The organism is Acinetobacter sp. CIP 101966, assembly GCF_000369725.1.
GTDB lineage: Bacteria > Pseudomonadota > Gammaproteobacteria > Pseudomonadales > Moraxellaceae > Acinetobacter > Acinetobacter lwoffii_Q.
In genome coordinates this window covers 1,482,572-1,495,386 of sequence record NZ_KB850160.1, presented here as the reverse complement: position 1 = coordinate 1,495,386, position 12,815 = coordinate 1,482,572, and the positions used below count along the sequence as shown (strand labels likewise).

Here is a 12,815-nt window from a genome sequence, read left to right as displayed (position 1 = left end):
AACCAATCCATGGTTTTTCAGCTTATAAAAAGTAGTAGGAGGGAAGTAAAGGGTTGCAGTTGCAACCCGAACTGAACTCATTAGAGAGATAGGGGTTTTAAAGAAACTCTTTTAAATCCGGTTTGATACCATTCCAGATGTAAAAAGATTCAATTGCTTGACCGACCAGCATGCCAAAACCTTCAGATGTCGGTACACCGCGTGCCTTGGCTTGATCCAGAAAGGAAGAAGGTTTGCCATAGGCCATTTCATAGGCCCGTTTAAACTGTAGCGTTTCCGGTAAAACCAGGGCATCACCGCTGAGACTGGCAGAAGTGGCATTAATCATCAAATCAAATTCACCGGCTAAAGTATCTAGTGAAATCGCCTGTAATTCGACTTGCGGTACGGCATTCTGAAGATCAGCGACCAGTTGTTCCGCCCGTGCCAAGGTACGATTGGCGATCACGATTTTTTTCGCACCTGCCTGGGCTAGGGGATAGATTACACCACGCGTGGCACCGCCTGCACCAATAATTAAAATATCTGTATTTTCCAGTGGCCAATCTAGTGCTCGAATTGCTTCAACCAGTCCCTGACCATCGGTATTGTCGCCATGCAGCACACCATTTTCCATCCATAGCGTATTCACGGCTTTGGCAATTTTGGCCCGTTCACTCAGCACCTGACAGTGGGCAAAAGCCTGTTCTTTAAAGGGTACGGTGACATTCATGCCACTACCGCCATTGCTAAAGAATTCCTGAATGTTGGCTACGAAGCCATCCAGTGGCGCCAGACGCTTGGTGTAACTCAGGTCGACACCAGTTTTAGCAGCAAAGGCGTGATGCAATTCTGGAGAACGTGATTGTTCAATCGGGTTACCAATCACGGAAAATTGTTTGCTCATTTCACAATGTCCATGTGCGGAAATGGCCATCAATATACGTGAAAAAGCGCAGAGACTAAAGCCTGCGCGATTTTAAATTGCTGTTAAGTGATCCGGGTTTTAGGAACTGCAAATATCCATAATATGTTCCGCAAACATCAGCGCCATACTGAGAACAACCCCAAACCCAGTCAGGATACTCACCAGAATAGCGGCGCCATCCAGAATCAGGTTGTGACTCAAAATTGCGGTACTCATCGCGCTGATGGCGAGAGCCAGAAAAAGCCAAAAGGCCAACACAGGTAGATTTAATTGAAGATTATGCATTGTTATTCTCACTAGACATCAAATGGAATATGATCGATGTAGCGATAGGGTGCCGCGATCAAATCAGGTATTTCTATGCAGCAGTATAGAGGATATATCTATTAAAACAGCCCTCTATTTGAGGGCCGTTTGTATCATTTCATTGCGTTGGATTTTAATTCTGTTAACCAGTTATGTGGTTTCAGGTAGTAATCTGTTAAACGTTTTTCCGGTGAGCCCTCATCCCATTCAGGGCGATATGACCATCCGGTAAGCGGGGGCAGGCTGACCAGAATCGATTCAATCCGGCCACCAGTCTGCAAGCCAAACAGGGTGCCGCGGTCATAAACCAGATTGTATTCCACATAACGGCCGCGACGGTATAACTGAAACTCGCGTTGTGCTTCGGTATAAGGCTTATCCTGATTGCGCTGGAAAATCGGCAGAATGGCTTCTAGATATCCATTGCCTACAGCCTGCATATACTGGAAACAGGTTTCAAAATCCCATTGATTCAGGTCGTCAAAAAACAAGCCGCCAACGCCACGCTGTTCATCACGATGTTTCAGATAAAAATAATCATCACACCATTGTTTATGTTCAGGATAAACCTCTTCGCCGAATGGCGCACATAGATCATGCGCCGTTTGATGCCAAGACAGTACATCTTCATCATTCGGATAAAACGGGGTCAGGTCAAAACCGCCACCAAACCACCAAATCGGATCTTGGCCTTCTTTTTCAGCCACAAATAAACGCACGTTGGCATGCGAAGTCGGTATATTCGGGTTTTTTGGATGGATGACCAGTGATACCCCCATCGCTTGCGCTTTGGCACCGGCAATATTGGGATGGCGTTCGGTCGCAGAAGCAGGTAGCTTGGAAATGTTGATGTGGGAGAACATTACCCCACCTTTTTCAATCACCGTACCATTTTGCAAAACACGTGAACGGCCACCACCACCTTCTGGACGCTCCCAGTCATCGATGATAAATTCGGCCGTACCGCCGCCAGCACGTTCCTGCTGTTCTAATGCTGCACAAATCCGTGCCTGCAAGTCGAGGAGAAATTCACGAACGTGTTGAATATCCGTAGATGTAGGATGCTGCATCAGAGCCCTCGTAGGGAAATAAAAAACTAACGACATCAAAGCATAAAATCAGTCAAAGATTAAGGTCTAATTTGGTGATGCAATTCATCAGCCCAGACATTACATTCCACTATTCATAAGCAGAATGCATCATTAAATCCGACTAAATGGCTAGGTTGAATTCTTTTTTCAAGCTCAGCACAATAACTCACAAGCGCTCATTGGCTTGAGCATTTCTCGACGGTAATAGGTGGGTCTCATGTCGGTACAGGTCAATTCCCTGATTCAAAAATACAATGTTCCCGGGCCACGCTATACCAGTTATCCCACTGTTCCGTATTGGGAAGAGCAGAATTTTTCGCTTGAACAATGGAAGCAAACGCTAAAAAAGTCTTTTGATGAATCCAATCAAAGCGAAGGCATTAGCTTGTATATCCACCTGCCATTTTGCGAAAGCCTGTGTACCTTCTGCGGGTGTCATAAGCGCGTGACCAAACGCCATGAAGTCGAACAACCTTATATTCAGGCACTGCTGAAAGAATGGGGTCTATATTGCGAGTTATTACAGGAAAAGCCCATCATTAAAGAGATTCATTTTGGTGGAGGAACGCCGACCTTTTTTTCAATGGCACATCTGGCTCAACTAATTCAAGGCATTCTGGCCAAAGCAGACGTAGCGCCTGAGTATGAATTCAGTTTCGAAGGTCATCCCAATAATACTACGCGTGAACATTTGCAGGGATTGTATGACCTGGGTTTTCGTCGGGTCAGTTATGGTGTGCAGGATTATAACGAAACCGTGCAAAAGGCGATTCACCGGATTCAGCCTTATGAAAATGTTAAACAGGTGACCGAATGGGCGCGAGAAATTGGCTATGAATCGATTTCCCATGATCTGGTCTTTGGTCTGCCATTTCAGAGTCTGGATGATGTTTTAAATACTATTGAACAAACCAATTCGCTCTTGCCGGACCGTCTGGCTTTATATAGCTATGCACATGTGCCCTGGATTAAAGGTAATGGTCAGCGCGGTTTTAAAGATGCCGATGTGCCCAAAGATGCGATCAAACGGGAATGCTATGAAGCGGGTAAAAAGAAACTTCTGGCACATGGCTATCATGAAATCGGTATGGATCATTTTGCCTTAGAGAAAGATGCGATGTACCAGTCCTTTCAAGCGGGAACATTGCACCGCAACTTTATGGGATACACAGCCTCTAAAACCCAGGTGATGATTGGGCTAGGCATTTCTTCAATCAGTGATAGCTGGTACAGCTTTGCGCAGAATGTGAAAACCATTGAAGAATATTATGAATGCCTGGCGCGCAATGAAATTCCGGTATTTAAAGGACATGTCTTAAATCAGGAAGATTTGATCATCCGGCAACATATTCTAAATTTGATGTGCAGCTTTAGCACCTCATGGGAAAATTCCGAGATGCTTTTCCCTGAAATTGATGAGGTTTTGGAACAGCTTGAGGAAATGGCACAGGATGGTTTGATTCAATTTTCAGACTCGTCAGTCACGATTCTGGAGAAAGGGAAACCATTTGTACGCAATATTTGTATGGCTTTTGATTTACGTTTAAAGCGACGCATACCGGAGAACCGGATTTTCTCGATGACGATTTAATCTTCCCCTAACCCCATTTTTAAGAAAGATAGGGAAAACCTCCCCGAGCAAGACTTAAGCATTGCTTTAAGTCGAAGCGCAAGAAAGGGAGGTTTGGAGTGGTTAAGTTAAAATAAGGTAGGACAGGGTTTTAAAAATATTAAAAATCATCTTTTTTATAAAGATGTGCCATGCGTTCGTGCTTGGTCTTGAGATATTGTTCATTAAAAGGGTTTAAACCCACAGTCAAAGGCACACGATCGATCACGTTAATTCCCTGGGCTTTTAAAGCCTCAATTTTAGAAGGGTTATTGGTCACCAGGCGTACTGCTTTCACCTGTAAATGATCCAGCATGATGCTACACATATCATACTGGCGTGCATCTGCGGGCAGGTTCAGCATTAAATTGGCATCTACGGTGTCATGTCCCTGATCTTGCAGAGCATAAGCGCGAATTTTATTGGTCAGGCCAATGCCACGACCTTCCTGACGCAAATACAGAATGACTCCGCGGCCCAATTCATTGATCAGTTTTAAAGTCGCTTGCAATTGCGGGCCACAGTCGCATTTGAGCGAAGCAAAGGCATCACCGGTTAAACATTCAGAATGCACACGCACCACTACAGGCTCATCTGATATTTCTTCAAGTCCTTTGGAAAGTGCGACATGTTCTTCGCCAGTCTCAGGGTCTTGAAATACAGTAATTTTAAATTCACCGTGAGCGGTAGGTAATCTTGACGTTGCGACAAATTCGATTGGCACAGCTGAACCCGTTAAATCCTGAAATTGGCTAAAGTATAGCGTAATGATTGAACATTGGTAGAATTGCAAAGTCGAAATTCTGCAATAGATTTTCTTTTTTGTAGAAAGCGAACGATAATAGTTGATAAATAGTAAGATTATTCAGGATAATCGTAGGCTGCAATTTTTTCACCCCGACGAGATCATTGTTTAATATTGCATCGCTAGAAGCGTAGCTGAATTGAAGCTGCTACAATTCAGCTATATGATCGGGTACTCCCCATTGACCTAGCTTTAGATTTGCCAGGCTTTAGAAGGCTTTGCCATAATATGCTGTATACAGAAATCCCAACTCAACGCCCTGTAACACCGTTGCTTGATGCGATCAATCATCCTGAGCAACTGCGTGCACTCGAGCAAAGCCAGCTAGAACAAGTGGCGGATGAGTTACGTCAATTCATTTTGTATGCTGCCGGGCAAAGTGGCGGACATTTTGGTGCCAATCTCGGTGTGATTGAACTCACCGTGGCTTTACATTATTGCTTTAATACACCGCATGACCGCCTGATCTGGGATGTAGGTCATCAGGCCTATCCGCATAAAGTGTTGACTGGTCGTCGTGAACAGCTCACCACGATTCGTGCCAAAGATGGTCTGGCTGCGTTTCCGGCTCGTGAAGAATCTGAATTTGATACCTTTGGGGTAGGGCATTCTTCGACGGCGATTTCTGCTGGCCTAGGTATGGCGCTGGCACGTCGTTATCAGAACAAGCCGTGTGAAGTGGTATCGATTATTGGCGATGGCGCCATGACGGCAGGTATGGCTTTTGAAGCTTTGAATGATGCCGTGGCACACAGTGCTGATCTGATGGTGGTGCTGAACGACAATGATATGTCGATTTCTTGCAGTACCGGTGGTTTTGCCAAACATCTGGCTGCCATTTGGGAGCGCGGTGAGTTCGTTAATGTTACCGAGCAGGGTGAGGCATATGTACAGCCACATCCAGAATGGTTGTATAACTCGCGTTTGCACAGTGCAGCAACCGATGCTGCAGATAACTTATTCCAAGCCATCGGCTTTGACTATTTTGGCCCGTACGATGGTCATGATGTCAAACAGCTGGTGCATGTCTTTAATGCGCTGAAAAAGCGTAAAGGCCCACGCCTGATTCATGTCTATACTAAAAAAGGCAAAGGCTTTGCTCCGGCAGAATCCGATCAAATCAAATATCACGCGATTAGCAAAATCAACGCCGTTGCCGCCAGCAATACTGCACCGAAATATTCGGATGTATTTGGGCAATGGCTTTGCGATGAAGCGGCACAAGACACACGTTTGCTCGCGATTACTCCCGCCATGTGCGAAGGCTCAGGCATGGTGAAGTTTGCCAAAGAATATCCAGAACGTTTCTTTGATGTCGCGATTGCCGAACAGCATGCGGTTACCTTGGCTGCCGGTATGGCTTGTGAAGGCTTGAAGCCGGTGGTTGCAATTTACTCGACTTTCCTGCAACGCGGTTATGATCAACTGGTACATGACGTGGCTTTGCAGAATCTGGATGTTACTTTCGGTATTGATCGTGCCGGTCTGGTTGGTGAAGATGGCCCGACCCATGCCGGTGCTTATGACTATGCCTATATGCGTACTATCCCGAATATCGTGATCATGGCGCCGAAAGACGAAAATGAATGCCGTCAAATGCTGCATACAGCGTATTTGTATCCAGGGCCGGCAGCGGTACGTTATCCGCGTGGCAATGGACTGGGCGTCGATATCCAGCAAAAGATGATCGAGATTCCGATCGGTCAGGCGGAAATTGTGGCCAGCTTTAATGGGCAGTATGATGAATATATTTCTGTACTGGCATTTGGTAGCCGGGTACAGGCTGCAGTCGACGCTGCTGAAGCATTTGCCGTGAAACATGAGATTGGCGTGCGTGTGGTTAACATGCGTTTTGTCAAACCACTGGATACTCAAATGCTCGATGATCTCGCTTTAAGCACCAGTCTGTTTGTCACGGTGGAAGAACATGCAGTGATGGGCGGTGCGGGTAGTGCCGTGAATGAATATCTGGCAGAAGCGCAGATTGTCAAACCGATACTGAATTTGGGTCTGGATGATACATTTATGGCACAAGCGACTCATGCACAGATGTTACAGCAGGCGGGGCTGGATGCGCAAGGTATTGAAAAATCAATCAATCAGGCTTGGTCCAACCTAGGGCAAAGCGTCTTGTCATAATATCTTAAAAATTTTAGACACATTTTTCCCAAAAAAGCCCTGATATTTGCTAATATATCGGGGCTTTTATGCATTATTCTTTATCAGTGTCTTCAAATTTGTAGTGGGTGTTCAATGGAACCTATGGTGGTGATGGCTGCGCGTGCGGCTCAGTTAGTTGGTCAAGAGCTTTTAAAAGCGCATCAGAATCGTCATAAACTCGATCTACAAGTCGAAGAAAAAGGAATTGATGGTCCGGTAACGCGTGTAGATCGTTATTTGGAACAGTTGACCATCGATACCCTACGTAAAAGCTATAAAAATCACAGTTTCCTTGGTGAAGAGTTTGGCTATCAGGAAGGTAAAGGTCATGACGCCGATTGGTGTTGGGTGATCGATCCGCTAGATGGTACTTTAAACTTCATTAACGGTTTCCCGCATTTCTGTATCTCTATCGCAGTTCAGCACAAAGGCATTACTCAACACGGGGTGATTTATGACCCGGTGAAAGATGAGCTATTCTCTGCCAGTCGTGGTCGTGGTGCCATGATGAACCAGCGCCGTATTCGTGTGAATGTTAAAGACAGCCTGGAAAATACCTTTATGGCTGTTGGTCACGCTTATCGTGCCAAGCGTAATGGCGAAGTTGTGTCTTATGCCAAGAACCATTTTCAAACCCTGTTAAACGTAACTGAAGCTGGCGCGCAATATCGTCGTTCAGGTTCTGCAGCATTGGATTTAGCCTATGTTGCTGCAGGTCGTTTCGATGGTTATTTCGAACTTGGTTTAAAGCCTTGGGATATCGCAGCTGGCGAATTGATCGTGAAAGAAGCAGGCGGTACTGTAGTTGATGCACGTGGTGGTAGCGACTCTATGGAAAATGGTCAAGTTTTGGCTTGTTCAATGAAAATGCTTAAGCCTTTAATGCAAGCAGTTGTTCCTGCTTGGGGCGAAGCAGCAAAATAATCGGGTTTAGATGAATCAGATCTAATATTGAGAAAAGGCGTCCTTCGGGATGCCTTTTTTATGCATGGAAATTTAAGTCGCGAGAGACTGATGCAAGATTGTTTGTCTATGCTTGAATACTGGAAATATCAGGTGAATTGGCGAAAAGTGACTTTTTATACCGCCTGTTACATTTTTTATTATATTTTAAGTATCAGAAATATATAGATAAATTATGAATAAGGAAAATTAGTTTTAAAACTTAATGACATTGTGGAATATTCTGCTATAATTCTGCCACGCACTTAATTTCTGTTCTTTACCTGAACACTATCTTCTAATCATTGTATGCGCGTGCTGTCCATAGAGAGGACATATCCTTCGCGCCCCAATCGCTTAAGCGATTCCTTCAGGTTTGCGGCCGTAATCATGCGTGCGTTATATCCACATCGTCGTTACTCGGATCGCTGCTGAATCCTAATATTTTCAGCATTATTTGCTGTGCCGCTTTTTGCCGATGTCCATAATTGTTATTTATTAAATGGAGCACCCACTTCAGGGTGAATACTCTCTATGAGCAAAACTTTTGCTGATTTTTCCCTCGACGAATCTCTAACCCAGGCTCTCGACGCTTTAGGCTTTACTACTCCTACTCCTGTACAAGAACAAGCGATTCCAGCTGCGCTTGAAGGCAAAGACCTTCTTGTGTCAAGCCAAACAGGTTCTGGTAAAACTGCTGCATTCTTACTTCCTACGTTAAATGCGTTGGCAAACCAAGATACATTAGTACCGTTTAAAGACCGCATGAAAGCGGTTACTCAACCGAATATTTTGGTGATTTCACCGACTCGTGAATTGGCACAACAGGTATGTCAAGACGCGATTGCATTTGTACGTCACATGAAAGGCGTGCGTATTGCCGCAATCATGGGCGGTATGCCTTTTGGTAAGCAAATTCAACAGTTAAAAGGCGCGCAAGTTGTTGTTGCAACTCCAGGTCGTTTACTTGACTTGGTGAATCGTCGTCAAATCAAATTGGATAAAGTTGACGCATTAATCGTCGATGAAGCTGACCGTATGCTTGACCTGGGTTTCTCTGAAGACTTAGAAGCAATTGGTGAGTTGGCTGCAAACCGCAAACAAACTCTTATGTTCTCTGCGACTTTTGCACCACGTATCATTACACTTGCAGAACGCATGATGAATGACCCAATGCGTATTTCGATCGAAACTGGTCACTCTACAAATACTGATATTACTCAGACTTTGCATTGGACTGACGGTTTCGAGCACAAGAAAAAACTTCTTACTCACTGGTTAAACGAAGAAGACGTTGATCAAGCAGTAGTATTTGCGTCAACTCAAGAAGACACAGATATGTTGGCTGAAGAACTTGCTGAAGCAGGTCTATCAGTTGTAGCACTTCACGGTGCTATGCCACAAACTGTTCGTAACCGTCGTTTACGCAGCATCCGTGAAGGTCGTGCGAAGATCTTGGTTGCAACTGACGTTGCAGCGCGTGGTCTTGACGTACCAACTATTTCACACGTAATTAACTTCGGTCTTCCAATGAAGAATGAAGACTATGTACACCGTATCGGTCGTACAGGTCGTGCGGGTCGTACTGGTAAAGCCATTACTTTGGCGACTTACCGTGAACGCGGTAAAATCCGTGCTTTAGAAGACTTCCTTGATGCGCGTCTAAACGTATCTGAAATTGAAGGTCTTGAGCCATCTCCACCTCCTGCACGTGGTAGCCGTGATGGCGCTGGTCGCGGTCGTGGCCGTGATGGCGGTCGTCGTGATGGCGGTCGTGGTGGTTTCGGTGGTGGTCGTCGTTTTGAAGGCGAAAGCAACTTCAAACGTCGTGAAGGCGGTGATGATCGTCCACGTCGTAGCTTCGATGACAAACCTCGTGGCGAACGTCCAGCATTTGGCGAAGATCGTCCACGTCGTGACTTCGGTGATCGTCCAGCTCCACGTCGTGAAAGCGGTTTCGGTGATCGTCCACAACGTTCGTTTGATGACCGTCCAAAGCGTGACTTCGGTGATCGTCCAGCTCCACGTCGTGAAGGTGGTTTTGGTGACCGTCCTCGCTCTAATGATGGCAACCGTGTAGACTACAAACCAGCTCGTGAAGGTGGTTATGGTGATCGTCCAAAACGTGATTTTGGTGATCGTCCAGCTCCACGTCGTGAAGGCGGTTTTGGTGATCGTCCACAACGTTCGTTTGATGATCGTCCAAAGCGTGACTTCGGTGATCGTCCAGTACGTCGCAACTTTGATGACAAGCCACGTGGTGAACGTTCGTTCGGTGGTGAAGATCGTCCACGTCGTAAATTTAACGACTAATTCAGTCGCTAGATGAAGATAAAAAACCGGTAGAAATACCGGTTTTTTTATGCATTGAGTTTTTTGCTTTTTAACGTAAAATGTCTACTAAATCATATTTTGTCCGGGTTATGATAATTATTAATATGAAAAGCTTAGCTGTTCGATCTCAATTGATAGAGGTGTATATGCCATATATCGCATTGACTTTGATTTTATGTAATATTATCTATTATTTATACAGTCTTTTTAATTAATCAATGTACCTGCTTCAAGCTTAAGTACATATTTTTATTATAAAAAATACGAAATAATCCATTGTTGTCATTTTTTATGATATTAAACCACCTTTTTCAACTGCTAACATTTTGAACTTCGTTCCTTTATAGTATGCATGCTGAAAAAATGCAGGAATAAACTCAGCTATGAAAAATCAAACAGCGCGAGATACTCAATCTCTGATTGAAGTCAAGAATCTGAGCTTCAAGCGGGGTGAGCGCGTGATTTATGACGACGTGAGTTTAAATATTCGTCGTGGGCAGATTACCGCCATTATGGGACCATCTGGTACTGGTAAAACCACCTTATTAAGACTGATTGGTGGGCAGCTGGTTCCTGAGCACGGTCAGGTTTTATTGGACGGCAAGGATATTGCCACGATGTCACGTTCCGAACTTTTTTCAGCACGTGCACGGATGGGTATGTTGTTTCAGAGCGGTGCTTTGTTTACTGATATGAGCGTGTATGAAAATGTCGCATTTCCGATTCGGGCACATACCAAATTGCCGGAACATCTGATTAAGGAAATCGTGGCACTGAAACTGGAATCAGTCGGTTTACGTGGTGCAGAACAGATGATGCCGTCCGAACTGTCTGGCGGTATGAACCGACGCGTGGCTTTGGCCCGTGCGATTGCGTTGGATCCTGAGCTGATCATGTACGATGAACCGTTTGCCGGACAGGATCCGATTGTGATGGGCGTTTTGACTCGTCTGATCCGTTCATTACGTGAAGCACTGGACTTAACCACAATTATTGTCTCGCATGATGTTGCAGAAACTTTATCAATTGCAGACTACATCTATGTGGTGGCAGAAGGCAAAATTCAGGGCGAGGGCACACCGGCAGAGCTGAAAGCGCATCCGTCTGCTTTTGTACAGCAATTTCTGACCGGTTCGGTAGAAGGTCCAGTGGATTATCAGTTTAGTCATCAAGCTTATTTAAGTGATGAGGTTCGTTCATGAATGCAATTGCCGCATTAGGTAGACGCGTTATTGAACGTGTACAGGGGATTGGGGTCGCGACCCTGATGCTGTTGCAGATTTTATTTTCCATGCCGACCTGGCTTGGCGTAAAGCTGTTTATTTATCAGATGTATCGGGTTGGGGTATTGTCCCTGCTGATTATTGTGGTTTCTGGCCTGTTTATTGGTGCCGTGCTTGGTTTGCAGATGTTCAGCATCTTATCGACCTTTGGTAGTGAGTCGATGCTAGGAACAGCGGTCGCGTTGACCTTGCTGCGTGAACTGGCACCTGTGGTCGCTGCTTTGCTATTTGCAGGACGTGCCGGTTCAGCCTTGACTGCGGAAATTGGCCTGATGAAAGCTACTGAACAATTGTCCAGTATGGAAATGATCGGTGTCGATCCATTGAAGCGGGTGATTTCGCCGCGTCTTTGGGCGGGGATTTTCAGCTTGCCCATGCTCTCGGTCATCTTCGCCGCAGTCGGTATTATGGGCGGTAAAATGGTCGGTGTCGATTTTCTGGGTGCCGATGAGGGTGCGTATTGGAGCGGCATGGAAAGCAGTGTGCAATTTTATAAAGATGTCTTGAATGGCACTATTATTAAAAGTTTTGTATTCGCATTAATTTGTACCTGGATTGCGGTATATCAAGGCTATGCCTGTGTACCAACATCGGAAGGTATTGCAACTTCTACAACCCGTACAGTCGTATATTCTTCACTGTGCGTTTTAGGCTTTGATTTTGTGTTGACTGCGGTCATGTTCGGAGGTGTTTAATGAAATCACGTACTAGTGAGCTGGCCGTTGGTGTTTTTGTTATTTTGTTCGGGATTGCCCTGTTCTTTTTGGCGATGCGTGTCAGTGGACTGGTGGGAAGCAATATTTCCGACAGCTATAAAATGACGGCAACGTTTGAAAATGTAAATGGCATCAAGCCACGTGCCAAAGTCGCTTTAAGTGGCGTGAAAGTAGGACAGGTCGATGACATTACCTTAGATCCTGTAACGCGTCTGGCAACCGTGCATATGACCCTGGATGGCTCATTGACCTCTTTTAATACTGAACAGTTAAAGCAGGTTCAGCAGGAAGCGCTGGAAGAGTTACGTTATAGTTCTGACTATACTGCGGCTGCACCTGCGCAACAAAAAGACATGGAAAAACAACTGTTAGCTAACATGAAATCCATCACCAATATTGATGAGGATGCTTATATTATGGTAGCGACCAATGGGTTATTGGGTGAAAAATACCTGAAAATTATTCCAGGTGGTGGTCTGAACTATTTGAAACGTGGTGATCAGATTGCCAATACCCAAGGCACCATGGAAATTGAAGATTTAGTGACGAAGTTCATTACTGGCGGTGCCGGTAAATCGTCGGATAGTCAAGAAACTACCCCAGAACAGGCGACAGTTTCAGAATCGACTGATGCAGAACCTGCATTTGTTGAATAATAGATT

At 45.1% G+C, this 12,815-nt stretch carries 11 protein-coding genes; 7 read left to right on the top strand and 4 right to left on the bottom strand.

Annotation, left to right across the window (positions count from 1 at the left end; translation table 11 throughout):
- Positions 1 to 97 precede the first annotated feature (97 nt).
- The 3 genes from aroE to hemF form a co-directional block, all read right to left on the bottom strand.
- Complete coding sequence (aroE, locus tag F891_RS13320; protein WP_005263792.1) at positions 98 to 886, bottom strand: shikimate dehydrogenase; 789 nt, start codon at positions 884 to 886, stop codon at positions 98 to 100.
- Between the two features lie 99 nt (positions 887 to 985).
- Positions 986 to 1,192, bottom strand: a complete 207-nt coding sequence (locus tag F891_RS13315; RefSeq protein ID WP_004281539.1) for a hypothetical protein — start codon at positions 1,190 to 1,192, stop codon at positions 986 to 988.
- A 134-nt stretch (positions 1,193 to 1,326) separates the two neighbouring features.
- Positions 1,327 to 2,283, bottom strand: a complete 957-nt coding sequence (gene hemF, locus F891_RS13310; protein WP_005263791.1) for an oxygen-dependent coproporphyrinogen oxidase — start codon at positions 2,281 to 2,283, stop codon at positions 1,327 to 1,329.
- 238 nt (positions 2,284 to 2,521) lie between these two features.
- On the opposite strand from hemF, the gene hemN reads away from it, so the two are divergent.
- Positions 2,522 to 3,895, top strand: coding sequence for an oxygen-independent coproporphyrinogen III oxidase (gene hemN, locus F891_RS13305; protein ID WP_005263789.1), 1,374 nt, complete (start codon positions 2,522 to 2,524; stop codon positions 3,893 to 3,895).
- Positions 3,896 to 4,034: 139 nt separating this feature from the next.
- Here the strand turns inward: hemN and ribA are convergent, their stop codons facing one another.
- Entirely contained in the window at positions 4,035 to 4,637 is a 603-nt protein-coding gene (gene ribA, locus F891_RS13300) for a GTP cyclohydrolase II (RefSeq protein ID WP_004281536.1), read from the bottom strand.
- A gap of 309 nt (positions 4,638 to 4,946) precedes the next feature.
- On the opposite strand from ribA, the gene dxs reads away from it, so the two are divergent.
- The 6 genes from dxs (at position 4,947) to F891_RS13270 (ending at position 12,809) form a co-directional block, all read left to right on the top strand.
- On the top strand, positions 4,947 to 6,857 hold the full coding sequence (dxs, locus tag F891_RS13295) for a 1-deoxy-D-xylulose-5-phosphate synthase (protein WP_005263785.1): 1,911 nt from the start codon (positions 4,947 to 4,949) through the stop codon (positions 6,855 to 6,857).
- A gap of 114 nt (positions 6,858 to 6,971) precedes the next feature.
- On the top strand, positions 6,972 to 7,802 hold the full coding sequence (locus tag F891_RS13290; RefSeq protein WP_004281534.1) for an inositol monophosphatase family protein: 831 nt from the start codon (positions 6,972 to 6,974) through the stop codon (positions 7,800 to 7,802).
- Between the two features lie 552 nt (positions 7,803 to 8,354).
- Positions 8,355 to 10,133, top strand: a complete 1,779-nt coding sequence (locus tag F891_RS13285; protein ID WP_005263782.1) for a DEAD/DEAH box helicase — start codon at positions 8,355 to 8,357, stop codon at positions 10,131 to 10,133.
- A gap of 404 nt (positions 10,134 to 10,537) precedes the next feature.
- A complete protein-coding gene (locus F891_RS13280; RefSeq protein ID WP_004645032.1) occupies positions 10,538 to 11,356 on the top strand; it encodes an ABC transporter ATP-binding protein in 819 nt (272 codons plus the stop codon).
- Positions 11,353 to 12,132, top strand: a complete 780-nt coding sequence (gene mlaE, locus F891_RS13275; RefSeq protein ID WP_004281531.1) for a lipid asymmetry maintenance ABC transporter permease subunit MlaE — start codon at positions 11,353 to 11,355, stop codon at positions 12,130 to 12,132. Before F891_RS13280 ends, mlaE begins: the two co-directional genes overlap by 4 nt.
- Positions 12,132 to 12,809, top strand: coding sequence for an outer membrane lipid asymmetry maintenance protein MlaD (locus F891_RS13270; RefSeq protein ID WP_005263775.1), 678 nt, complete (start codon positions 12,132 to 12,134; stop codon positions 12,807 to 12,809). The genes mlaE and F891_RS13270 overlap by 1 nt, the downstream gene beginning before the upstream one ends.
- The last annotated feature ends 6 nt before the right edge of the window (positions 12,810 to 12,815 follow it).